Origin of the sequence: Micromonospora sp. CPCC 205554, from assembly GCF_036902745.1 — a bacterium.
Classification (GTDB): Bacteria; Actinomycetota; Actinomycetes; order Mycobacteriales; family Micromonosporaceae; genus Micromonospora; species Micromonospora tulbaghiae.
The window spans coordinates 24,024-46,737 of sequence record NZ_JBAKHP010000034.1 but is presented as its reverse complement, the minus strand read 5'-3'; the positions used below and the strand labels follow the sequence as shown (position 1 = coordinate 46,737).

Below are 22,714 nucleotides of genomic sequence, written 5' to 3'. Positions count from 1 at the left end.
ACGGTGATTCCTAACGTGCTGAGGAGACAGCCGTCCGGTGTACGGCCTCGGTGAACGACTGGGCCAGATGCGGTTGCCCAGCCCAATGCACGTGCAGATAGGACGCGCTGAGGCTGGGGGAGGCGAATCCGGCATTGCGGCCCTCGATGCGCCAGGCGGGGTGCTCGCCGTGACCGGGTGTGACGGTGGTGCGGTGGAATTCGTGGCCGGTGGCAGCGGTTCCCCGCTCGCCGAGCAGCTGGTCCGAGCCGAGTGCGGCACGGTGGTACGCGAGGGTGAGGCGCGGCGTCATGACGGCTTCGGCGTCGAGCGCCCCGACCATGGGATGGCCGTCGACGGAGCGGCACAGATACAGCAGGCCGGCGCACTCGGCGACGGTGGGGACGCCGTCGAGGACGGCCTGGCGCAGTTCGTGGCGCAGCGTCGTGTTGGCGCTCAGCGTGGACGCGTGTACCTCGGGGAACCCCCCACCGAGGTATAGCCCGCATGTCCCGGCGGGAAGCCGCTGGTCGCGGGCCGGGTCGAACGGGACGACGGTGCAGCCCGCCGCCTGCAGCAGCTCGGTCGTCTCGGCGTACCGGAAGGTGAAGGCACGCCCGGCCGCGACCGCAACCACCGGTGATCCGGCGCCCGGCCGCCGGACGTGCGCGGCGGGGTCCCATGGCTGGGCGTCCAGATCGGGTGCGGTGCGTGCCACCTGCAGCACCGCATCGAGGTCCACGTGGCGGGCGATCTGCTCGGCCAGCACGTCCAGGGCGGCGGCGGCCTCCTCACGTTCGGCTGCCGGCACGAGCCCGAGGTGGCGCGACGGGGCGCTGACACCCTGGTCGCGGTGCAGGATCCCGAGCACCGGTACGCCGGTGGATTCCACCGCCCGGGCCGCCTCGGCGGCGTGGCGGGCGGACCCGGCTTTGTTGAGCACGACACCCGCGACGGTGACGCCGGCCTCGAACGTGCCCATTCCGTGCACGACGGCCCCGACGCTGCGCGAGGTGTGCGAGACGTCCACGACCAGCAGGATCGGGGTGGCGGTCAGGGCCGCGAGGTGCGCGGTGGAGGCGAAACCGTCGCCGCCGATGCGGCCGTCGAACAGGCCCATGACCCCTTCGACGATGGCGATGTCCGCGTCGCGTGCGCCGTGCAGCAGCAGCGGGATCACGAGTGAGGGGTCGGTCAGGTGCGGGTCGAGGTTGCGGCCGGGGCGTCCGGTGGCCAGCGCGTGGTAGCCGGGGTCGATGTAGTCGGGCCCCACCTTGTGCCCCGACACGGTGTGCCTGCGCGCGGCCAGCGCGGCCATGAGCCCGGTCGCGACCGTGGTCTTGCCGTGGCCGGAGGCCGGCGCCGCGACGATCAGCCGCGGAAGGCTCACCATTCGATGCCTCGTTGGCCCTTCTGGCCGACGTCCATCGGGTGCTTGACGTGCTGCATCTCGGTCACCAGATCGGCTGCCTCGATCAGCCGGGGGTCGGCCCGGCGCCCGGTGACGATCACGTGCTGACGGCCGGGACGGTGGACCAGTGTCTCCACGACGTCGCCGACGTCGACCCAGCCCCACTGCATCGGATAGGTGAACTCGTCCAGGATATAGAGCTGGTGCCGTTCCGCCTGGATACGGCGCTTCACCTCCGCCCAGCCCTCGGCGGCGTCCGCGGCGTGGTCCGCCTCGGTGCCGCTCTTACGGCTCCAGGACCATCCGGAGCCCATTTTGTGCCACTCGACTGGCCCGCCTTCGCCGGTCTGCTCGTGCAGCAGCCCGAGCCTCTCCAGGACGGTCTGTTCCCCGATGCGCCACTTGGCCGACTTCACGAACTGGAACACCCCGATGTCCCAGCCCTGGTTCCAGGCGCGCATCGCCATGCCGAAGGCGGCGGTCGACTTGCCCTTGCCGTTTCCGGTGTGGACCATCAGCAGCGGCCGGTTGCGCCGCTGGCGGGTGGTGCTGCCGTCGTCCGGGACGGTGAGCGGCTTACCCTGCGGCATCAGGCCACCCCCGCCCGCGGAGCGGTCGCCGTGCGAACGACCCCGGTGAGCCCGTCGGCGGTCACTTCACCGAGCGGCACGTGCTCGGCCCTCAGATGAGTGGCAAGCCGGGCGGCGAGGCCGAGCCGGAATCGTCCGGTCTCGCAGTCCACGACGACGACCTGGACACCGCTGGTGGCGAGCGCGGCGGCGGCGCGGTGGGCACGACCCAGCGGGTCCGGGCCGGAGGTGGCGCGGCCGTCGGTCACCACGACGAGCAGGGGCCGGCGGGACGGGTCGCGCAGCGCCTCCCGGCGCAGCACCTCGCCACTGCGTTCCAGGCCCTCCGCGAGCGGGGTCCGGCCACCGGCCGGTAGGTCGGCCAGGCGGCGGGAGGCGACGTCGACCGAGCCGGTCGGTGGCAGGACGACCTCGGCGGTGTGCCGGCGGAACGTCACCAGTGCGACCTTGTCCCGGCGGCGGTAGGCGTCCAGCAGCAGCGACAGCACAGCGGTCTTGACCTGCTCCATGCGGCGGCGGGCCGCCATCGAACCGGACGCGTCCACGCACAGCAGCACGAGGTTCGACTCGCGCCCGACGGTCTCGGCCCGGCGCAGGTCGCCGGGCACGAGCGCGAGGCCGCGACCGCCGGTCAAGCCACCCCGGGAATGCTGATGCGGCGCCGCCGCGGTGATGGTGCCCGGCAGGTGCAGCCGGCCGTCGCCGGACGTGCGCCGCCGCTGCCCGGCGACACGGCCCTGCGGTGTTCGTGCCCGGGACCGCCGGCCGGCCTGACCGTCGCCGGTTCCTTTCACGACCAGCAAGCGGGCACGTGCGGGCTCGCCCGCGGATGCCATCGATGTGGCGGCCTGCCGTTCGGGCTCCGGTACGGGTGGGCTCTCGCCGGGAGAGCCGGGCACGTCCCCGGCCGATCTGTCGTGCCCGGTGTCGTCGGGCAGACCGCCGCCGGGACCGTCGGGTCCGGGGTCGGGGTCGGGGTCGTTGTGGCCGAGTAGGTCGTCCAGGCGGTCCTGGTCCAGGCCGGGCTCGTCGAAGGGGTTGCGGCGGCGGCGGTGCGGCAGCGCGAGACGGGCGGCGATGCGGATGTCCTCGAGTGTCACTCGCGTACGTCCCCGCCAGGCCGCGTGCGCCGCGGCGGCGCGAGCGGTGACGAGGTCCGCACGCAGGCCGTCCACGTCGAACGCGGCGCACAGCTCGGCGATCCTGGTCAGCGTCTCGTCGTCGAGCACGACACCGGCCAGCGAGCGCCGGGCGGCGGCCAGCCGGGTGCGCAGGGCTTCCTGCTCGCCGGCCCAGCGTGTGGCGAAGCCCTCCGGGTCGGCGTCGAATGCGAGCCGGCGGCGGACCGCCTGCACCCGCAGGACGGGGTCACGCGGGGCGGCGACCTCGACCGTCAGGCCGAACCGGTCGAGCAGCTGCGGGCGCAGTTCGCCCTCCTCCGGGTTCATCGTGCCGATCAACACGAACCGGGAGGCATGCTCGACCGAGACACCGTCGCGTTCGACGCTGACCCGGCCGGTCGCCGCGGCGTCGAGCAGCAGGTCGACCAGGTGGTCCGGCAGCAGGTTGACCTCGTCGACGTACAGCAGGCCACGATGGGCCCGGGCCAGCAGGCCAGGCTCGAACGCGACGACGCCGTCTCGCAGCGCGGCATCGAGCTTCAGCGATCCGGTCACCCGGTCGTCGCCGGCTCCGACGGGTAGTTCGACGAGGCGTACCGGCCGTTCGACGACGGGCGTGGACACGTCGAACGGCCCGTCGGGGCAGACCGCCGAGGGATCGTCCGGGTCGATGGAGAACCGGTCGCCCGCATAGACCCGTACCGCCGGGAGCACCTCGGCGAGGCCGCGCACGGTAGTGGTCTTGGCAGTGCCCTTCTCCCCGCGGATCAGGACACCGCCGATGAGCGGATCGATCGCGACCAGGGTGAGGGCGAGAGTCATGTCGTCGGCGCCGACGACGGCACAAAAGGGGTACTGCGCTGGCATGTAGGGCTCCCGCTCGATCTGCCATGGCGGTCCAAGACGCGGCATGCGCCGTGGATCGGATCGAGGCCGGTCTTCGGACTTTCCAGGTCAATGCCTGGATCACCGCAGCGGGCCCTGTGCCGGATTCTCACCGGCTTCCCAGATTCTCCCCGTGACCACGGTCGTGGGGCACCTCGAACCTGTGCATCACCATAGACGCCCCGGTGGCCGGGGCAAGGGCCGGTGGGCGGCTAGGGTGCATCTCCATGGAGGAGCGGGTGACCGTGGTGGGGATCGGGGCTGACGGGTGGGTGGGTCTGCCGGAGCCGTCCCGGGCGCTGGTGCGGGCGGCCGCGACGCTGCTCGGCGGGCGGCGGCACCTCGAGGCGGTGCCGCCCGTCGACGGCCAGCAGCGCGTGGCGTGGCCGTCGCCGCTGCGGGACAATCTGCCAGGTGTGCTCGCCTCCGCGCGAGGGCCGGTTGTCGTGCTGGCCTCCGGCGACCCGCTCGTGTCGGGTATCGGCACGACGCTGCTGGACGTCCTGGGCCCGGAGCGCGTGACGATCGTGCCCGGGGTCTCCTCGGTAGCCCTCGCCCGAGCACGTCTCGGATGGCCGGCTGAGTCCGTCACCACGGTCAGCCTGGTCGGCCGGGACCTACGGCTGATCGTGCCTGCGCTCTCGGCCGGGCGCCGGCTGCTCGTGCTGTCCAGCGACGAGACGACACCCGCGGCCGTGGCCGCGGTGCTGACCGGGCTCGGTTGGGGGCAGTCCAGGCTGGTCGTGCTCGGTGACCTCGGTGCCGCCGGTGAGTCGTGTACCGCGACCACCGCGGCCGGGTGGGACCTGAACGACGTGCCGCGGTTGAACGTTCTCGCCGTCGAAGTTCGCGGTGCCGGTCCGGGCTGGGCCTCGGGCGGCGTGTTGCCCGACGACGCGTTCGAGCACGCCGGGCAGATTACCAAACGTGACCTGCGGGCCAGTGCCCTGGCCCGGCTCGCGCCCGCGCCCGGTCAGCTGCTGTGGGACGTCGGCGCCGGCAGCGGCTCGATCGGTGTGGAGTGGATGCGGGCCTGGCCGACGGCACGGACGATCGCGGTGGAGCCCCGCTCCGACCGGGCCGCGCTGGTGCACCGCAACGCCGCTGCCCTCGGCGTGCCGGGTCTGTGTCTGGTCGAGGGTTCGGCGCCCGGGGCCCTGTCCGGCCTGGACCGTCCCGACGCGGTGTTCGTCGGCGGCGGGGCCACCGTCCCCGGCGTGCTGGACACCTGCTGGGATGCGCTCGGCGCAGGTGGACGGCTCGTCGTGCACGGTGTCACCGCCGAGACCGAGGCGGTGCTGCTGGAGCAGCACAGCCGGCGCGGCGGTGAACTCGTCCGCCTGCACGTCGAACGCGCCGAACCGCTCGGCGGCTTCACCGGCTGGACGCCCGCGCGGGCAGTCAGCCAGTGGTCCATCGTCAAGGGAGATCCATGACCGTCCATTTCGTCGGGGCCGGGCCCGGCGCCGCCGACCTGCTCACCCTCCGCGCGGTACGCCTGCTCGGGTCCGCCGACGTGTGCCTGTACCCGGGCACGTACCTCGACGCCGAGGTGCTGGAGCACTGCCGTGACGACGCCCGGCTGATCGACACCCAGCACCTCGACCTGGACCAGATCACCACGCACCTGGTCCAGGCACACGCCGACGGGTCCGAGGTCGTACGGCTGTGCTCCGGTGACCCGTCGCTGTACTCGGCGGTGCACGAGCAGGCACGCCGGCTCGACGCCGCCCGGGTCCCGTGGGACGTCACGCCCGGCGTGCCGGCCTATGCGGCTGCTGCCGCCGCCGTCGGCGCCGAGCTGACCGTCCCGGAGCTGGCCCAGTCGGTCGTGCTCACCCGCGCGCAGGCCCGGTCCACGGTCATGCCGTCGGGAGAGAAGCTCGCCGCGTTCGCCGCGACCGGCGCGACGCTCGCCCTGCACCTGGCGGTCACGCGTACCCGCGAGCTGGCCGCCGAACTGGCCGGCTACTACGGCCACGACTGCCCCATAGTCGTGGTGCACCGGGTGTCGCAGCCGCAGGAGCTCATCCTGCGCGGCACGCTGGCCGACATCGGCGGCCGGGTCGAGCAGGCCGGTCTGCGACAGGCAGCGGTCATCCTGGTCGGCCCGGCGCTGGCCGGGGACGTCCGTGGCGGCGAGTCGTTCCTCTACTCGGCCGGTCGCGAGCGCCGCGTGCGCGGCTGATCAGGGCACGAAGCGCGGGCTCCAGACACGTCCGGCCGCGGTGACTCGCGTCGCCGAGGCGCCGATGATCAACAGGCATTTCATGTCGATGCTGCCAGGGTCCAGTTCGCCGAGCGAGGTGACGGTGAGGCTCTCCCCGGCCCGGCCGATGTCGCGGCCCACGACCACGACCGTCCGGGGGGACTTGTGCTCCAGCAGCACGGCCCGGGCCTGCGCGACCTGTTCGGTGCGTGAGCGTGAGCGCGGGTTGTAGAGGGCCAGCACCAAATCCGCCTCGGCGACAGCGCGCAGCCGCTTGACCACGACCTCCCACGGCTTGAGCCGGTCCGACAGGCTCATCACCGCGAAATCGGCCCCGATCGGCGCGCCCGCGCGCGCCGCGACCGCCTGGACGGCGGAGATCCCGGGTACGACACGGATGGCGACGCCGGCGTAGCGGGGGTCCTCCGCGGCCTCGAACACCGCCGACGCCATGCCGAAGACGCCCGCGTCACCGCCGGAGACGACCGCGACGCGCTCACCGGCGAGCGCCAGTTCGAGCGCCTGCCGGGCCCGCTCGAGCTCGACCGTGTTGCCGGAGGCGTGGCGGACGAGTCCGGGGCGCTGCGCGACGCGCTGGACGTACGGGCCGTAGCCGACGACGTGGCCGACCTCGGCGAGCACCTGCGACGCCTCGGGGGAGAGCCACCGATCGGGACCGGGGCCGAGGCCCACGACGACGACCTCGGCGCCGGGACAAGGTTCGGTGACCCTGGTGGCCGGGAGGTCGTAACGGGCCACTCCGGGTCGGGTGTCGCCGGGGACCAGCACGATCGAGAAGTACGGCACCGTGGCGGGGTCCACGTCGGCGACAGGCAGTACCCGCTCGGCGGTCATCGACGCCCGTTCGACGTACCAGGAGCCCTCGACGCGCCCGGCCTGCTCGAGCGCCGAGCGGACCTTGGTGAACGTCCGGCCCAGCTTCATGATCACCGCGCCGTCGGTGTCGGCGAGACGCCGGGCCAGCTCGGGCTCGGGCAACGTTCCCGGCAGCACGGTCAGCACGTCGGTCTGCCGGACCAGCGGCAGGGCGGTGGTGGCGGTGGCGGCGGCGAAGGCGGGCACACCGGCGACGACCTGCGTGTCGAACTCGCCGGCGAGCCGGTCGTGCAGGTACATGAACGAGCCGTAGAGCATCGGGTCGCCTTCGGCCAGCACGACCACGTCGCGGCCCGCACGAAGGTGGGCCCGCAGCCGCTCGGCGGCTTCGGCGTAGAAGTCGGCCATCGCCCCGGCGTACCCGCCCGGGTGCTCGGTGCTCTGGGTCGTCACCGGATAGACCAGCGCCTCCTCGATCACGTCGTCCGGGAACAGCCCGGCAGCGATGCGGCGCGCGTTGGACTGTTTGCCGACACCCTGGTGGTAGGCGATGACCTGGGCCGCGCCGATCAGCCGGGCGGCTTTGAGCGTGATCAGTTCGGGATCACCCGGGCCGACCCCGACGCCGGACAGCCGCCCGGTCACTCCGCCTCCCGGGCGAGGGCGTTGAGCGCGGAGGCAGCCATCGCCGAGCCGCCCCGGCGCCCGGTCACCACGAGATAGGGCACGTCGAGGCCGGGGGCGTCGGTGGCGAGGTCGATGAGCGCCTGCTTGGACTCGGCGGCGCCGATGAATCCGACCGGCGTACCGATGATCGCAGCTGGTCGTGGCGCGCCGTCGCGCAGCATCTCCAGCAGGTGGAACAGGGCCGTGGGGGCGTTGCCGAAGGCGACGACCGCGCCGGCGAGGTGGTCGGTCCACAGCGACACCGCCGCCGCCGACCGGGTCGTTGCCCACCGGTGGGCAAGCGCCGGGACCTCGGGTTCGTGCAGAAAGCAGCGGACCTCGTTGTCACGGGGCAGGCGGGCGTGGGTGATGCCGGCGGCGACCATGTGCGCGTCGGTCAGGATCGGCGCCCCCGCCTCCAGCGCCCCGCGGGCGGCGGCCACCAGGCCGGGGTGGATCACCAGGTTGCGGGTGAGGTCGGTCTGGCCGCATGCGTGGATCATCCGCACCGCGACCTTCTCGGCGTCGGCCGGCACACCTGAGAGATCGGCCTCGGCACGGATGGTGGCGAACGAGGCGTCGTAGATCGCCGCGCCGTCGGTGACGTAGTCGTAGCGGCGTGCCGGTGTGGTGAGGCTCATGCGTTCTCCAGATCGGGGACGAGCAGGGTGCGGTACGGGGTGACGACGATCTCGCCGGCGCCGAGCGCGCGGATCTCCTCCAGCAGGGGAGCGTCCACTCGGCCGCCGGGAGCCGCGAGGTGCGCGGTGACGCGGCCGTCATCCTGAACGATCCTGCCCAGCGCGGGTGGAGGTGTGCTCACCCGGGTCCGCTCGGCACGGTCGAGTACGGTGCCCAGCAGCGCGGCGCCGGCGCCGGGCAGCTCGTCGACGTGCCAGGGTGAGTCCGGCCGGTCACCCGCGAGCCCGGCGAAGCGTACGGCGAGCCCGGTCAGCGCCGCGGCGGCCTCGTCCAGCCGGATGACGGGCCCCCACGCCGAGGTTCCGGCACGTAGCTGCGCGGTGTCCGAGTCGAGCGCCACCAACCCCAGGTCCAAGTCACGGCTGACCAGATCACCGCGGCCGTCGTCAAGCACGAACAGGAACCGTCCGGTCAGCGCGGTGAGCCGGGGCTCGGCGCGCAGCCGTGCGTCGAGTCCGGCGACGACCGGGTGTAGATCGGCCCGGCCGCCACTGCGTCCGGTCAGCGGTGAGGCGAGGATGTTGCGGACCAGCTCGTGCGACGTGGACGGTACGAGCCCGGTCGCGATGACGTCGGCGACGACGGTCTCGGGCAGCCGCCCACCGTCGTGCTCGAGACCGCGCACCTGCAGGTTGGCGCGGCTGGTCAGGTGGACCGCGCCGTCGCCGTGCGCACGGGCCACCTCCACGAGTGCGCACAGCGCCGCAGTCGGCACGATCCCGCCGGGGACGCGCACCCGCACGAGCGCGCCGTCGTCGGCGATCCATGGGCGCAGCAGGCCGGGACACAGGTCGCGGCGGGTCCTCTCGGTCACGGCGACATGGTGCCAGAGCCCGTCCCCGGCGACACCGGCTGTCGGTGCTACCGTCGTGATGCCAGTCAAACTCAGCCATGAGCCAGGGAACCCGGTGCGAATCCGGGGCTGACGCGCAGCGGTGAGGGTGACGGGCGGGGCACGACGCCACTGGACCCACGGTCTGGGAAGGCGCCCCGTCCGGTTGATCCCGAGTCCGAAGACCTGCTGGCCGCAGATCCGTCTGCGACACGTGCCCATCCAGGCCTCGCGCACAGGCCCCGGACGAAAGAAGACCCCGTGTCCCGATCGCACCGGATCACCGGCTCCTGACCCCGTGAGCGTCCTCGTTCACGTCGCGACCGCACTGACGGACGCCGCGTCGCCGGTGCTACGCGGGCAGGCCGAGGCAGCCGGCGCCCGACTGGCCTTCCTGCAAGCCGGCGAGCCCACGCTGACCCATGTGCTCGACCTGCTGCACGCCGAGGGCGTTCGGGAGGTTCGCCTGGAACCGGTGAGCACCGACGACCTGACTTTCGCCCGTTCGTGGGTGGGACGCGTGGCCGGCCACTGGCACCGTCAGCAGATCGACCCGCCGGTCATCCGGTTCGGCGAGCGCGCGATCACCGGGCACGAGGCGCCACTCACCTCACCGGCCTGGGAGACCACGCCGCCGTACCGCCATCATCTACTGCTGTGCCGCGGCCCACGCTGCAGTGCCCGCGGCGCGGACGAGACCTATCGCGCGATCGTGGGCGCGTTCGTCGAGCAGCAGCTCACCGACGCCGACGTCCTCATGGCCCAGACCGGCTGCCTGTTCCCGTGCAACCACGGACCAGTCGCCGTCGTGCACCCCGACGGCACCTGGTACGGGCCGGTGCGACCCGGCGACGCGGCACGCCTCGTCGGCGAGCACCTACGCGCCGGCCGTCCGGTCGGCGACCTGCGCCTCGGCTCCCGTGTCACCGAAGGAGAAACATGACACGCATCGCCCTGCTGTCCACCTCGGACACCGACCTGCTCTCGGCGCGGGCCAGCAACGCGGACTGGTCCTGGGCCAACCCTGCCCGGCTCACCGGCGAGCGCCGCGACACCCTGACCAGCGAGGCCGACCTGGTCGTTCTGCGGGTGCTCGGCTCGCCCGAGGACGTACGCGACCTCGCCGCGCTGATCCGCGGCACCGGCCGTCCCCTGGTCGTGCTCGGTGGGGAACGGACGCCGAACGCCGCGTTGATGGGGCTGTCGACCGTCCCGATCGGTGTCTGCGCCGAGGCGCACCGCTACCTCGCCGAGGGCGGCGCGGAGAACCTGCGCCAACTGCACGCCTTCCTGTCCGACACCGTGCTGCTGACCGGCGAAGGCTTCGAACCGCCGGCGGTGCTGCCCGAGTGGGGAGTCAGCCGGCAGCCGGCCCCGGACGCCCGGCCCCGCGTCGGAGTCCTGTACTACCGGGCCCACGAGGTGAGCGGCAACAACGCGTTCGCCCACGAACTCGCCGATGCCATCGACACCACCGGCGTGGCCACCGGCGTACCGATCTACGTCTCGTCACTGCGGGCGGCGCCCGAGGAGTTGTACGCCGAACTCGCCACCCTGGATGCGATCGTCGTCACGGTCCTGGCCGCCGGCGGCGCCCGGCCCGCCGCCGCGAGCGCCGGCGGCGACGACGAGTCCTGGGACGTCGAACGGCTGCGCGCCCTCGACATCCCCGTGCTGCAGGCTCTGGCGCTCACGTCCAGCAGAGCCGAGTGGGAGGCGTCCGACGAAGGCGTCACCCCGCTCGACTCCGCGACCCAGATCGCCATCCCCGAGTTCGACGGTCGCCTGATCACCGTCCCGTTCTCATTCAAGGAGGTCGACGCCGACGGCCTGCCCCGCTACGTGACCGACCCTGAGCGATGCACCCGCGTCGCGGGCGTCGCCGTCAACCACGCCCGACTGCGGTACGTCCCGCCCGCCGAGCGCAAGGTGGCCCTCGTTCTGTCGGCCTACCCGACCAAGCACAGCCGCATCGGCAACGCCGTCGGCCTCGATACGCCCGTGTCGGCGATCCGATTGCTGCGCGCGATGCGAGATGCCGGCTACGACCTCGGCGCACCCGGCGCAATTCCCGGGCTCGACCCGCTGTTCCCGGTCGAGGGAGAGGATGCCGACACGACGGCCGGCAACGCGCTCATCCACGCTTTGATCGCCGCCGGTGGGCAGGACGAGGAGTGGCTCACGCAGGCTCAGCTCAGCGAGTCGCACGTGCGTATCAGCCGGGACGACTACCGGCGCTGGACTGCCGGATTGCCCGCCGCGCTACGCGACGCCATGGCCGAGACCTGGGGCGAGGCTCCCGGCTCGCTTTTCGTCGACGACGACGGCGACATCGTGCTGGCCACACTGCGCGCCGGTAACGTCGTCATCCTCATCCAGCCCCCGCGTGGCTTCGGCGAGAACCCGGTCGCGATCTACCACGACCCGGCCATGCCTCCGTCGCACCACTACCTGGCCGCGTACCGCTGGCTCGAACACGGCTTCGGCGCCGACGCGGTGGTGCACCTCGGCAAACACGGCTCGATGGAGTGGCTGCCGGGGAAGAACGCCGCGCTCTCAGCCGCCTGCGCCACGGACGCGGCGATCGGCAGCATGCCGTTGATCTATCCGTTCCTGGTCAACGATCCTGGCGAGGGTGCCCAAGCCAAGCGCCGCGCGCACGCCACCATCGTCGACCACCTGGTGCCGCCGATGGCACGCGCTGAAAGCTACGGCGACATCGCCAAGCTGGAGCAACTGCTCGACGAGCACGCCAACATCGCCGCGATGGACCCGGCGAAGCTTCCCGCGGTCCGCCAGCAGATCTGGACGCTGATGCAGTCCGCACAGATGCATCGCGACCTCGGCCTGGACGAACGGCCCGGCGACGAGGAGTTCGACGACTTCCTGCTGCACGTCGACGGCTGGCTGTGCGAGATCAAGGACGTACAGATCCGCGACGGATTGCACGTGCTCGGCCAGGCACCGACCGGACAGGCACGCGTCAACCTGGTGCTCGCCGTGCTCCGCGCGACACAGGTCTGGGGCGGACAGAACCGGGCACTGCCCGGCCTGCGCGCCGCGCTGGGTCTTGCCGAGGACGCCCCGGCGGCCGACGTCGACGCCGTGGAGGCGCAGGCCCGTGCCCTGATCGAGGCGATGGAGAAGGCCGGCTGGCAGGCTGACGCGATCGACGCGCTGCACGACGACCCGGTGGTACGCGACGTCCTGCGCTTCGCCGCCGAGCAGGTCGTGCCGCGGCTGGCCGCCACCACCGACGAACTGACCAACGTCCTGCACGCGCTCGACGGCGGTTTCGTCCCGGCCGGGCCCTCCGGCTCCCCGCTGCGCGGACTGGTCAACGTCCTGCCGACCGGCCGTAACTTCTACACCGTCGACCCGCGGGCCGTTCCGTCCCGTCTGGCCTGGGAAACGGGACAGGCGATGGCCGAGTCCCTCGTCGCCCGGCACCTCGCCGAAACCGGCGAGCACCCCCGATCGGTCGGCCTCTCCGTGTGGGGCACCTCCGCGATGCGCACCTCCGGCGATGACATCGCCGAGGTGCTGGCGCTGCTGGGCGTACGCCCCATCTGGGACACGGCCTCACGCCGGGTCAACGGCCTGGAGGTCATCGGCCTCGACGAACTCGGCCGGCCCCGCATCGACGTGACCGTGCGCATCTCGGGATTCTTCCGCGACGCCTTCCCGCACGTCATCGAACTCCTCGACGACGCCGTGCAGCTCGTCGCCGGGCTCGACGAACCCGATGAGCGCAACTACGTGCGGGCACACACCCGCCACGACCTCGCCGAGCACGGCGACCAGCGGCGGGCCACCACGCGGATCTTCGGTTCGAAGCCCGGATCGTACGGCGCCGGCATCCTCCAGGTCGTCGAGTCCGGCACCTGGCGCGACGACGCCGACCTGGCCGCCGTCTACACCGCCTGGGGCGGCTTCGCCTACGGCCGCGGCCTCGACGGCATCGCGGCAACCGACGACATGCGAACCAACTACCGGCGCATCGCCGTCGCCGCGAAGAACATCGACTCCCGCGAGCACGACATCGCCGACTCCGACGACTACTTCCAATACCACGGCGGCATGATCGCCACGGTCCGCGCGCTGACCGGCGCCGAACCCAGGGCGTACGTCGGTGACTCCACCACGCCCGACGCCGTACGCACCCGCAGCCTGCAGGAAGAGACCAACCGCGTCTTCCGCTCGCGGGTGGTCAACCCGCGCTGGATCGCGGCGATGCAGCGCCACGGCTACAAGGGAGCGTTCGAGCTCGCCGCCACCGTGGACTACCTCTACGGCTTCGACGCCACCGCCGGTGTCGTCCACGACTGGATGTACGAGTCACTGGCCCGCGAATACGTCCTCGACGAGACGAACCAGCAGTTCATGCGCCGCGCGAACCCCTGGGCACTGCGCGGCATCGTGGAACGGCTGAACGAGGCCGCCGACCGTGGACTGTGGGCCGAACCGGACGCCGAGGTCATGGCGGAGATGGCCCGCGTGTACCTCGAGGTCGAGGGAGACCTGGAGGATCAGGCGTGACACGGCGCCTCACCCTGGTCGGCCTCGGCCCGGGCGACCCCGAACTGGTCACGGCCCAGGCCGTCCGGGCACTCAACGAGGCCGACTACTTCCTCGTCGCCGACAAGACCGGACAGCACCCGGGCACGGCCGACCTCATCGCGATGCGCGAGGCGATCTGCGCCCGGCACGTCACCGGCGCCTGGCGGCTCGTGCACGTACCCGACCCGGAACGCGACCGTGCCGGCCCGGCCGACTACACCGGCGCGGTACGCGACTGGCACGAGGCACGGGCCGAGGCGTTCGAGCAGGCATTGCTGGACAACCCGGGAGACGCCGCAGTGCTCGTCTGGGGCGATCCGGCCCTGTACGACTCGGCGATCCGTGTGGCCGACCGCATCGCCGAACGCGCACGGGTCGACATCACCGTGGACGTCGTACCCGGCCTCAGCAGCATCCAACTGCTGGCGGCACACCACCGGCTCGTCCTCAACACAATCGGCGGCCCGATCACCATCACGACCGGCCGCCGCCTGCTCCACGACGCGGCGACGCACGACAACCTCGTCGTCCTGCTCGACGGGGCATTGACCTGTCGCCAGCTCCCCGAACTGTCGGCCTGGCGGATCTGGTGGGGCGCGAACCTCGGCTCGTCCGACGAGCAACTGGTGGCCGGCAACCTTGACGAGGTCGCCGACCGAATCTGGTCCCGGCGGACGGCGGCGAAACAGAGCCGCGGCTGGGTCATGGACACGTATTTGTTGCGCCGGGCCGGCAGCCTCGAGCGGCGATCCTGAGAATCACATCCTTTGACCCACCGATGATCACCCAGCCGTGAACGCACTCCTGCGATCGTTGGCCGCAACCCGTTACTGTGCGTGCCGCTCTAACGCCTTGCGCCGAGCCTTCCTTCACTACAATCGCCGTTGTAGCGGCCGTGCTCCACGCGGAGTAAGTAGATCGCGTAGTGATCCGTTGATGATCGGATGTCGGCGACCGTTTCAGTACGGGCGCGTCTAATTGGTTGCGCCAGCCAACGTCGGGCAGGGCTCAACCCCGATCCTGGTGTTCGACGCCTGGGAGCACGCCTACTACCTGCAGTACCGCAACGTCCGCCCGGACTACGTGGACCGGCTGTGGAACCTGGTCAACTGGACCGACGTCATCTCCCGCTTCGACGCCGCCCGCGCCGCCACCCCGAAGATCTGATCGGGATGACCGGGTACACCCCCGAGGCGGCCGAGATCGTCCAACGCGCCGCCGGGGTCATCGCGGCCAAGCATCGCGGTGACCTCGCGGGCGCGGAGGAACTGATGTCGGCGTTCGGCTCCGAGCAGTCCCGCACCCTCGGCTTCTACCTCCTGGCCGATCTCGCTCTGGGCCTGGTCAAGGCGCAGAGCCGCCAGTCGATGGACGACCTGGTCCGGGAGCTGTCCTTACTCTTGGCCAACACCGTCCAGTCCCAACCGGCATGACGGTCCGCTGGGTTCCGCCCGGAGGCGGAACCCAGCGGGCAACCGCAGCGTCACCGCCGAGCTCGGGCAGGCCCGATGCGGCTATCAAACCCGGGGCGGTTCATACAACGATCATCGGCGAAGCTCACGCCGACACACCGAGCCACAGCGGACAAACCTGGCCTTTCAAGATCTGTAGCGAGACAGTCCTGCTTCTAACGCTCGTGGGTCCTGACTGACCAAGGTTGGTGACCAGGTTGACGGCGACGGCCAGGATGCCGGTTCCGAAGGTGTACGAGAGCAGTGCGTGCCCGAGCGCGATCCGGCGCATGTGGTTACTCGTCGGTTCGTTCTCGCCCGGGGCATAGGACATGCCGACCGTGAAGGCGATGTACGCGAAGTCGGCGTACGCCGGTGGATCTTCCCGCTTGAAGTCGATGCCACCGCCGTCGTCGCGGTAGCACAGCCGGGCGTACTTCAACGCGAAGACCGTGTTCACCAGCGCCCACGCCAGGACCACCGCGATGACGCTGAGGATCACCAGCGTGACTGCCACTGCGTCATGCTGGTTCGAGGCGCGCACGAGCGCCTCGGCCACGGCGGCGAGACTGGCAACGGACGCGATCAGGATCGCCGAGTCGGTGGAACGGGAGTGCTGCTCCGCCTCGGCAAGCTGCTCGGTACGCTTCGGGCTCGCCGACCAGCAGGCCCGCCACACCCAAACGAGGATCGTGCCCGCCGCGATCGTCCAGACCACCAGCGGCGTCAGCTCCGGCGCCCCGACGAGCGCGGTGGCCGTGCCGGCGACGACACCGGCGGCCAACGACCACAGCGCACGCCTGACGGACAGCAGGCGTCCCGGCGCACGTCCCGATCGCTGCTCCACCCGTTCAGCGTTCCGGATCAACCGGGCCGGCCAGCGGAAACCCGGAGCCATCACCGGATCGGGCCGCATCGAGGGTGGGGCGGGGTGGCCGGTGTGCTGCGGGGAGGGTTCCTCATCCGCGACCGCAAGTACACCGCCGCCTTTCGATCACGCCTTCGCCGCCCGAACTCGGCGGAGATGTCTGGGGCGCAAGACGGCGGAGAGCGTGGTGCTGTCGGAACACTGAGCGCAATTCGGTCCCCCGCCGATGGCCAAACTCGGACGCCTGCCGGACGCCTGGGTCAAGTCCACCGGTAACAACGCAGCGCTCGTGAGGGCAGACCGCAGGGTCCGCGGGTACCGGGGTCCCGCGCCTCCCGGCCTGCCGGTCAAGGCGCCGATCCGATGGTGGGCAGGCCGCAGGCGCCGACGGGGCCCAGCGCCTGGGACGCTCCGGTGCGACCTCCGCGACAACCACCCTCAGTGGCTGCCCTGCACCCGCAGCGAGTACAAACCCTGGCCTCCCCAGAAACCCATAAAGGCCAACTCTGTGGGCGAAAGGTGCGTAGCGTTCAGGTGGGCCTGTGCCGAGGACCCACCTCACCGGCAGAAAGGGTATGAGATGTCGCTCGACGCGTTCCGCATCCCTGGCGGCTCCTTGGACGACTTGATCAGTCGGTTCTTCGGCGGAGACCCGTTCGCGGGACGTCCGGTGGAGCGGGTCGACCTGTCCCGGCTGCTCTCCACCGAGTCGCGGCAACTGCTGCAACGGGCAGCCGAGCAGGCTACGGAGTGGGGCAGCCCGTACCTCAATGTCGAGCACCTGCTGTGGGCCGCAGCCCAGGCCGACCCCACCCGCCGGATGCTCGGCGCGAGCGGCGCCGACCCCGACGACCTGGCCCGCCAGATAGAGTCGGCCGTCCCCAAGGGCAGGCCACGCGAGGACACGCCTCCGCTCGCGCCGGCGGCGAAGCGCGCCCTGCTCGACGCGCACCGCGAGTCGCGACGGTCCGGCGCGACGTACATCGGCCCCGAACACCTCCTGCTCGGCATCGCCGCGAACCCGGAGACGACCGCGGGCCGGGCGTTGCGGGCGCTCGGTGGGGCCGTCACCGGGCCCACGCCGCCGGCGGGCGGTGCCGACGGGCGCGGGGCCAGCAGCACCCCCACCCTTGACCAGTACGGGCGGGACCTCACCGAGGACGCCCGGGCCGGTCGGCTCGATCCGGTCGTCGGCCGTGATGACGAGATCGACGACACGATCGAAGTGCTCTCCCGGCGTACGAAGAACAATCCGGTGCTCACCGGCGAGCCGGGCGTCGGCAAGACGGCGATCGTCGAGGGCATCGCGCAGCGCATCGTCAACGACGAGGTGCCCGAAACCCTGGCCAACCGGCGTGTGGTCGCACTCGACCTGTCCGGGATGGTGGCGGGCACCAAGTACCGCGGTGAGTTCGAAGAGCGCCTGAAGAACGTGATCCAGGAGGTGACATCGGGCGAGGACGGGCTGATCCTCTTCATCGACGAACTGCACACCGTTGTCGGCGCGGGCGGCGGTGGCGAGGGGGCGATGGATGCCGGCAACATGCTCAAGCCCGCCCTGGCCCGCGGCGAACTGCACGTGGTCGGTGCGACGACACTGAACGAGTACCGTCGCTACATCGAGAAGGATCCTGCGCTGGAGCGCCGGTTCCAGCCGATCCTGGTGTCGGAGCCGAGCGTGGAGGACACCGTCGCGATCCTCAAGGGCATACGTGACCGGTACGAGGCGCACCATCAGGTGCGCTACACGGACGAAGCGCTGGACGCCGCGGCTGAACTGTCCCACCGTTACATCACCGACCGGTTTCTGCCGGACAAGGCCATCGACCTGCTCGACCAGGCGGGGGCCCGGGTCCGGCTTCGTTCCCGCACCCCGGCTCCGGACAAGAAGGAGATCGAAAGGCGGCTGTCCCAGCTGCGCCGGGAGAAGGACAGCGCGGTGGCGAACGAGGATTATCAACGCGCGGGTGCGCTGAAAGCCGAGATCGGTGCGGCAGAGCGGGATCTGGCGGCGGCGCAGGAGGGCATGCCTCCGGTGCCCGAGGTGCATATGAGCGACATCGCCGAGGTGGTCAGCCGCCGTACCGGTGTTCCCGTCACCCAGCTCACGGAGGTGGAGAAGCAGAGGCTGAGGCGCATCGAGGAGCAACTGCACGAGCGCGTGGTCGGCCAGCACGAGGCCGTACGGGCTGTGGCGGCCGCCGTACGCCGATCGCGTTCCGGGCTGAGTGACCCCCAGCGACCCGACGGGTCGTTCCTCTTCCTCGGACCCACCGGCGTCGGCAAGACTGAACTGGCCAGAGCCCTCGCCGCGGCGCTCTTCGGCGACGAGTCCAGCATGATCCGCTTCGACATGAGCGAGTTCCAGGAGCAGCACACGGTCAGCCGGCTGGTCGGAGCGCCCCCGGGCTACGTCGGGTACGAGGAGGCCGGTCAGCTCACCGAGGCGGTCCGGCGTCGGCCGTATTCGGTGCTGCTCTTCGACGAGGTGGAGAAGGCGCATGCGGATGTGTTCAACGCGCTGCTGCAGGTGCTCGACGACGGTCGCCTCACCGACGCGCAGGGTCGCACGGTCGATTTCAGCAACACCATCCTGATCATGACGAGCAACATCGGCGCGGACCGCATTCTGGCCGCGCAGGCGGCAGGGCGTCCGGTCAACGACCAGCGCGAGGAACTGATGGGGCTGCTGGGGCAGCGGTTCCGGCCGGAATTCCTCAACCGGATCGACGAGATCATCGTCTTCACCGGCCTGGACCGGGACCAGCTCCTTGAGATCACCGGCCTGCTGCTGGACCGCACCCGCCGTCGGTTGCACGCACAGAACATCAACCTCGAGATCAGCCCGGACGCCACGCAGTGGCTGGCCAACCGGGGCTACCAGCCCGAGTACGGGGCGCGGCCACTGCGGCGCAGCATCCAGCGCGAGTTGGAAGACCGGCTGTCGACCCTGCTGCTCGAGGACGGGGCGAATCCGGGCGACACCATCGATGTCAATGTCGTCGGCGGCGAGCTCGACCTCTCGGTCCGGCCCGCCGCCGTACCGGCTGGCACGTGACACCCGACGAGCAGCTCGGCGAGCCGTCGCGGTGTGTCCCGGGGGCTCCACCCCGGCGAGTTGTTGCAGCAGATCATCCAAACCGCGGCCGTGCTGGGAGGGCTTGACGACGACGCCGGCGCAGGCCGGTCAGCCTGCGGGACAACCGCCCGGCCAACCCCCTGTGCCTGAAGGACGTCGCCATCGGCCCCCAATGCGTAGAAGGCGCTGCGCCGCACGGGCGGCATCCGCTGCACCCCACTGAATGACGGCACCGTGAGCGCCGGACCGGTCGACGTGACGGTCAGTCGCTGACAACCGGCCGCCATCACCGGCTGGCCGTCTGGAGGCGGCCGGTGATCGTCCTCAGGCAGCGCCGACGTCGGTGGTGAAGGTCGCGAAGGCGAGCAGGCCGGAGTAGGCGGCCAGGCCGATGGTGAACCAGGTGAAGCTGGAGTGCCTTTCGGGGGCCAGTTCGTCGACGAAAATGTTGAGCAGGATCCCGCCACCCAGGAAGGCGGTGAGCACGTTCATCAGCACGCCGGTGGGCTGGACGGCGACCGCGGTCACCCAGCCGCCGGCGGCGCCGGCGACCAGGACGAGGCGCCACCCGGTGGTGAGGCTGACCGGGAAGTGCTCGGCCAGGACGCCGTCGGTGGCCAGCACGTGCAGCCCCATGGCGACGGCGAACAGCACCGCCGGCCCGAGCCCCGCGTCCAGCTTAGTCGCCAGGGTGTACGTGATCAGGCCGCTGTACAGGGCGAAGAAGCCGAGCTGGAACCCGAAGACCAGCCGGGTGGGCTCTTGCCGGCGCTGCTGCGAGCGGTGGGTGACACGTTCCAGGGCGTAGAACGTGAAGAAGCCGACCAGCGCGACGAGGAACAGCACGAATCCGCGGGCCGGGGTGGGCCTGATCTCCTCCTCCAGGACGTGGGCCACCGCCTGGTTGCCCTCCGCGAGGCGCGGCAGCAGGTAGAGGAACACGTACGCGGCGGCGATGCCGCCACCGAGGGACGTCGCCGCGTGGGTGGGCACCGGCAGTCTCCGGCGGATGGCCGGCGCGAGAAGGTGCAGGGCTCCCAGCGCCACCGCCGCCGCCAGCGCCGCCCACAGGCTGCCCGCCCGGGTGAGCGTCACCGGGGCGGTGGGTTGCCGGCGGCCGGCTTGGAGCGCTGGAAGATGCCGAACAGCCAGAGCAGGGAGGGCGCCAGCAGCAGCGCTCCGACCGCGAGGACGGCGAGCACCGTGGCGAGCACGGTGGGATCACCGGCCGCCTCGGTGACGGTCAGGTCGGGCGGCAGCAGGTCTGGGTACTGGGCGGCGCCCCAGGCCCAGAGGACGGCCGCGACCGCGAGGGCCGCGGTCACCCGCACCGCCCGGTAGCGGCCGGTGGCGATCAGCACCAGCGACCCGAGCCCCGCGGCGAACGAGAGCAGCACCAAGGCGAGCGCCCGGCCCCGAAGATCGGCGAAAAGGTCCGGCGCGTCGGCGGCGACGACGGCCAGCCCGGCCGCCGCGCCGACGCCCACCACTATGCCGGTGACCAGGGCGCGGCGGCGGAACTGGGCCACCAGGTCGGCGGCACCGGCGCGGCGCGCGTCGTGGATGAGGTAGACCGCGGCGAGGTACGCGCACACGCCGATCGCGAGCAGTCCGCCGTAGATGGAGGTGGGATTGAGCCAGCTGCGCCAGATGTCACCCTCGGCGATGCCGGGTGGGACGCGACCGGAGGCGACTGCGCCGACGATCGAGCCGAGGAAGAACGGGGTGGCCACCGAGGAGAGCGCGAAGGTGGCGCCGTAGAGGCGTTGCTCGGTGAGGGTGTGACTGGCCTTGCGGAAGGCGAAGGCCGCGCCACGACCGATGATGCCCAGCGCGGCCAGGGTCAGCGGGATGTAAAGGGTGGAGGCGAACGCGGCGAACGCGGGCGGAAAGGTGGTCCAGAACAGGGTGATCACCAGGATCAGCCAGACGTGGTTGGCCTCCCACACCGGGCCGATCGAGTGCGCGATCAGTTCCCGGCGGGCTGCGCCGCGGCGCGCCCCGCCGGCGAGGAGGTCCCAGATCCCGGCGCCGAAGTCCGCGCCGGCGAGCAGGGTGTAGAGCGTCAGACCGGCCAGCAGCACCCCGAGCAGGACGTCGACGACGGTCATCGGCCGCTGTCCACCGGTTCGGGTACGCCCTCCTGCGGAGCGACCGGCTCGTCGCGGTGGCAGGCCATCCGCCACAGAACCGCGACGGTGGCGACGGTGAGCACCGCGTAGACGGCGGCGACCAGGGCCAGGCCGGTGGCCAGGCCCGGCGCCGGATTTACCGCCTCGGCGGTGCGCAGCACGCCGTACACGATCCAGGGTTGCCGCCCGACCTCGGTGACGACCCAGCCGGCCTCGACCGCGACGGCGGCGGCGACCCCGGACAGGGCGGCGGCCCGCAGGAACCACGGCGAGCGCGGCGGACCCCGACGCCGCCACCACGCAAGCGCCCACCAGGCGGAAAGCGCTACCAGCCCGAAGCCGATGGCCACCATCAGCTGGAACGCCCACTTGACCACCGTCACCGGTGGCTCCTGATCGTCGGGCACCTGGTCCAGGCCCATGACCACGGCGTCCGGATCCCACCTGGCCAGCAGCGACAGGGCGTTGGGCACCTCGACTGCGTACCGCAGTTCCCCGTCGACGTAGACGCCGCCGAGCGAGAGCGGCGCGCCGGCCTCGGTGCGGGCCAGCCCCTCCATCGCGGCGAGCTTGGTGGGCTGGTACTCCGCGACGAAGTGCGCCGCCCAGTCGCCGACCACGACCTGCACCGGGGAGAGCACCGCAGCGACGGTGAACGGGATGGCGAAGCCGAGCCGGTGGTAGCGGTCCCGGCGGCCGCGCAGCAGGGCCACCGCGTAGACGCTGGCGATGCCGAAGCCGGTCACCATGAACGCCGCGACGATCATGTGCAGGGTCTGCGGCGGCGTCGCCGGGTTGAACATCGCCTGCCACGGCCTGACGTCGGTGACCTCGCCGGAGACCAGGTCGAAGCCGCGGGGCTGGTTCATCCAGGCGTTTGCCGACACCACGAAGAACGCGGACGCCACGCCCGCGACACAGACCGGCAGTCCGGAGAGCAGGTGCACCCGGGGTGGCACCCGGTCCCAGGCGTACAGGTAGATCCCGACGAAGATGGCCTCGACGAAGAACGCGATGCCCTCCATCGCGAACGGCAGGCCGATCACGTCGCCGAAGCGGCCCATCAGGCCGGGCCAGAGCAGCCCCATCTCGAACGACAGGATGGTCCCCGACACCGCGCCGACCGCGAACAGCACGCCCATCGCCTTGGCCCAGCGGTGCGCCAGCCGGGTGAAGGTCGGGTCCCCGGTGCGCAGACCGCGCCACTCGGCGAAGACGGTGACCGCCGGCATGCCGACGCCGAACGAGGCGATCACGATGTGCCAGCCCAGGGACAGGGCCATCTGCACCCGCGCCGCCATGAGGTCTCCCGGGGCGGCGTCCTGGGCGAGCAGGTCAACCAGCATCGGGTTCCCCACCTTCGTTGCGTGTCAGCCCTATGGTGGTCTAACG

18 protein-coding genes and 2 riboswitches are annotated in these 22,714 nt (G+C 71.6%); of the genes, 8 read left to right on the top strand and 10 right to left on the bottom strand.

The features are described from left to right. Positions 1-10: 10 nt before the first annotated feature. From V6U82_RS27900 to V6U82_RS27890, 3 genes are read right to left on the bottom strand one after another with little or no spacing between them, the layout of a single operon-like run. The gene (locus V6U82_RS27900; RefSeq protein ID WP_030275080.1) at positions 11-1,372 is read right to left on the bottom strand and encodes a cobyrinate a,c-diamide synthase; all 1,362 of its coding nucleotides are present in this window, start codon (positions 1,370-1,372) and stop codon (positions 11-13) included. Then, entirely contained in the window at positions 1,366-1,980 is a 615-nt protein-coding gene (gene cobO, locus V6U82_RS27895; protein WP_030275079.1) for a cob(I)yrinic acid a,c-diamide adenosyltransferase, read from the bottom strand. The genes V6U82_RS27900 and cobO overlap by 7 nt, the downstream gene beginning before the upstream one ends. Beyond that, positions 1,980-3,968 carry a magnesium chelatase subunit D family protein gene (locus V6U82_RS27890; RefSeq protein ID WP_334466340.1) on the bottom strand — a complete coding sequence of 663 codons (1,989 nt, stop codon included), beginning with the start codon at positions 3,966-3,968 and terminating at the stop codon, positions 1,980-1,982. Before V6U82_RS27890 ends, cobO begins: the two co-directional genes overlap by 1 nt. Before the next feature lie 47 nt (positions 3,969-4,015). Next, positions 4,016-4,159: riboswitch (cobalamin riboswitch) on the bottom strand. A gap of 54 nt (positions 4,160-4,213) precedes the next feature. Here V6U82_RS27890 and cbiE point away from each other — a divergent pair. Together cbiE and V6U82_RS27880 are read left to right on the top strand one after the other, a co-directional pair. Then, the gene (gene cbiE, locus V6U82_RS27885; RefSeq protein ID WP_334466337.1) at positions 4,214-5,422 is read left to right on the top strand and encodes a precorrin-6y C5,15-methyltransferase (decarboxylating) subunit CbiE; all 1,209 of its coding nucleotides are present in this window, start codon (positions 4,214-4,216) and stop codon (positions 5,420-5,422) included. Then, positions 5,419-6,174 (top strand): cobalt-precorrin-4/precorrin-4 C(11)-methyltransferase, encoded by a 756-nt coding sequence (locus V6U82_RS27880; RefSeq protein WP_334466334.1) that lies wholly within the window; start codon positions 5,419-5,421, stop codon positions 6,172-6,174. Before cbiE ends, V6U82_RS27880 begins: the two co-directional genes overlap by 4 nt. Here the strand turns inward: V6U82_RS27880 and V6U82_RS27875 are convergent, their stop codons facing one another. Genes V6U82_RS27875 through V6U82_RS27865 form a run of 3 tightly spaced genes read right to left on the bottom strand, consistent with a single transcriptional unit; the run spans position 6,175 to position 9,214 of the window. Continuing rightward, complete coding sequence (locus V6U82_RS27875) at positions 6,175-7,677, bottom strand: precorrin-2 C(20)-methyltransferase (RefSeq protein ID WP_334466331.1); 1,503 nt, start codon at positions 7,675-7,677, stop codon at positions 6,175-6,177. Further along, positions 7,674-8,339, bottom strand: a complete 666-nt coding sequence (locus V6U82_RS27870; RefSeq protein ID WP_334466328.1) for a precorrin-8X methylmutase — start codon at positions 8,337-8,339, stop codon at positions 7,674-7,676. The genes V6U82_RS27875 and V6U82_RS27870 overlap by 4 nt, the downstream gene beginning before the upstream one ends. Continuing rightward, on the bottom strand, positions 8,336-9,214 hold the full coding sequence (locus tag V6U82_RS27865; protein ID WP_334466325.1) for a sulfite reductase subunit beta: 879 nt from the start codon (positions 9,212-9,214) through the stop codon (positions 8,336-8,338). Before V6U82_RS27865 ends, V6U82_RS27870 begins: the two co-directional genes overlap by 4 nt. Positions 9,215-9,259: 45 nt before the next feature. Further along, positions 9,260-9,440: riboswitch (cobalamin riboswitch) on the top strand. A gap of 90 nt (positions 9,441-9,530) precedes the next feature. On the opposite strand from V6U82_RS27865, the gene V6U82_RS27860 reads away from it, so the two are divergent. The 5 genes from V6U82_RS27860 (at position 9,531) to V6U82_RS27840 (ending at position 15,225) form a co-directional block, all read left to right on the top strand. Beyond that, positions 9,531-10,175, top strand: coding sequence for a (2Fe-2S) ferredoxin domain-containing protein (locus tag V6U82_RS27860; RefSeq protein ID WP_334466322.1), 645 nt, complete (start codon positions 9,531-9,533; stop codon positions 10,173-10,175). Then, positions 10,172-13,771, top strand: coding sequence for a cobaltochelatase subunit CobN (gene cobN / locus V6U82_RS27855; protein ID WP_334466319.1), 3,600 nt, complete (start codon positions 10,172-10,174; stop codon positions 13,769-13,771). Before V6U82_RS27860 ends, cobN begins: the two co-directional genes overlap by 4 nt. Continuing rightward, entirely contained in the window at positions 13,768-14,547 is a 780-nt protein-coding gene (cobF, locus tag V6U82_RS27850; RefSeq protein ID WP_030275065.1) for a precorrin-6A synthase (deacetylating), read from the top strand. The genes cobN and cobF overlap by 4 nt, the downstream gene beginning before the upstream one ends. Positions 14,548-14,770: 223 nt before the next feature. Continuing rightward, a complete protein-coding gene (locus V6U82_RS27845; protein WP_082931188.1) occupies positions 14,771-14,959 on the top strand; it encodes a Fe-Mn family superoxide dismutase in 189 nt (62 codons plus the stop codon). 5 nt (positions 14,960-14,964) lie between these two features. Beyond that, complete coding sequence (locus tag V6U82_RS27840) at positions 14,965-15,225, top strand: hypothetical protein (RefSeq protein WP_030275063.1); 261 nt, start codon at positions 14,965-14,967, stop codon at positions 15,223-15,225. Positions 15,226-15,349: 124 nt separating this feature from the next. Here V6U82_RS27840 and V6U82_RS27835 read toward each other — a convergent pair whose 3' ends face one another. After that, positions 15,350-16,090: a DUF1345 domain-containing protein gene (locus tag V6U82_RS27835; protein WP_334466309.1), complete on the bottom strand. Its 741-nt coding sequence runs from the start codon at positions 16,088-16,090 to the stop codon at positions 15,350-15,352. Between the two features lie 601 nt (positions 16,091-16,691). On the opposite strand from V6U82_RS27835, the gene V6U82_RS27830 reads away from it, so the two are divergent. Continuing rightward, positions 16,692-19,169 (top strand): ATP-dependent Clp protease ATP-binding subunit, encoded by a 2,478-nt coding sequence (locus V6U82_RS27830; RefSeq protein ID WP_334466307.1) that lies wholly within the window; start codon positions 16,692-16,694, stop codon positions 19,167-19,169. Positions 19,170-19,514: 345 nt separating this feature from the next. Here V6U82_RS27830 and V6U82_RS27825 read toward each other — a convergent pair whose 3' ends face one another. Genes V6U82_RS27825 through V6U82_RS27815 form a run of 3 tightly spaced genes read right to left on the bottom strand, consistent with a single transcriptional unit; the run spans position 19,515 to position 22,668 of the window. Next, on the bottom strand, positions 19,515-20,285 hold the full coding sequence (locus tag V6U82_RS27825; RefSeq protein WP_030275002.1) for a hypothetical protein: 771 nt from the start codon (positions 20,283-20,285) through the stop codon (positions 19,515-19,517). Continuing rightward, positions 20,282-21,301, bottom strand: coding sequence for a cytochrome d ubiquinol oxidase subunit II (locus V6U82_RS27820; protein ID WP_030275000.1), 1,020 nt, complete (start codon positions 21,299-21,301; stop codon positions 20,282-20,284). Before V6U82_RS27820 ends, V6U82_RS27825 begins: the two co-directional genes overlap by 4 nt. After that, positions 21,298-22,668, bottom strand: a complete 1,371-nt coding sequence (locus V6U82_RS27815; RefSeq protein WP_091331579.1) for a cytochrome ubiquinol oxidase subunit I — start codon at positions 22,666-22,668, stop codon at positions 21,298-21,300. The genes V6U82_RS27820 and V6U82_RS27815 overlap by 4 nt, the downstream gene beginning before the upstream one ends. Positions 22,669-22,714 lie beyond the last annotated feature (46 nt).

Excerpts from the sequence above, each read along its gene's own strand:
- cbiE (WP_334466337.1), top strand. The coding sequence starts at position 4,214 with ATGGAGGAGCGGGTGACCGTGGTGGGGATCGGGGCTGACGGGTGGGTG.
- cobO (WP_030275079.1), bottom strand. The coding sequence starts at position 1,980 with ATGCCGCAGGGTAAGCCGCTCACCGTCCCGGACGACGGCAGCACCACC.
- V6U82_RS27900 (WP_030275080.1), bottom strand. The coding sequence starts at position 1,372 with ATGGTGAGCCTTCCGCGGCTGATCGTCGCGGCGCCGGCCTCCGGCCAC.
- V6U82_RS27870 (WP_334466328.1), bottom strand. The coding sequence starts at position 8,339 with ATGAGCCTCACCACACCGGCACGCCGCTACGACTACGTCACCGACGGC.
- V6U82_RS27820 (WP_030275000.1), bottom strand. The coding sequence starts at position 21,301 with ATGACCGTCGTCGACGTCCTGCTCGGGGTGCTGCTGGCCGGTCTGACG.
- V6U82_RS27880 (WP_334466334.1), top strand. The coding sequence starts at position 5,419 with ATGACCGTCCATTTCGTCGGGGCCGGGCCCGGCGCCGCCGACCTGCTC.
- V6U82_RS27815 (WP_091331579.1), bottom strand. The coding sequence starts at position 22,668 with ATGCTGGTTGACCTGCTCGCCCAGGACGCCGCCCCGGGAGACCTCATG.
- cobN (WP_334466319.1), top strand. The coding sequence starts at position 10,172 with ATGACACGCATCGCCCTGCTGTCCACCTCGGACACCGACCTGCTCTCG.
- V6U82_RS27890 (WP_334466340.1), bottom strand. The coding sequence starts at position 3,968 with ATGCCAGCGCAGTACCCCTTTTGTGCCGTCGTCGGCGCCGACGACATG.
- V6U82_RS27840 (WP_030275063.1), top strand. The coding sequence starts at position 14,965 with ATGACCGGGTACACCCCCGAGGCGGCCGAGATCGTCCAACGCGCCGCC.
- V6U82_RS27830 (WP_334466307.1), top strand. The coding sequence starts at position 16,692 with ATGTCGCTCGACGCGTTCCGCATCCCTGGCGGCTCCTTGGACGACTTG.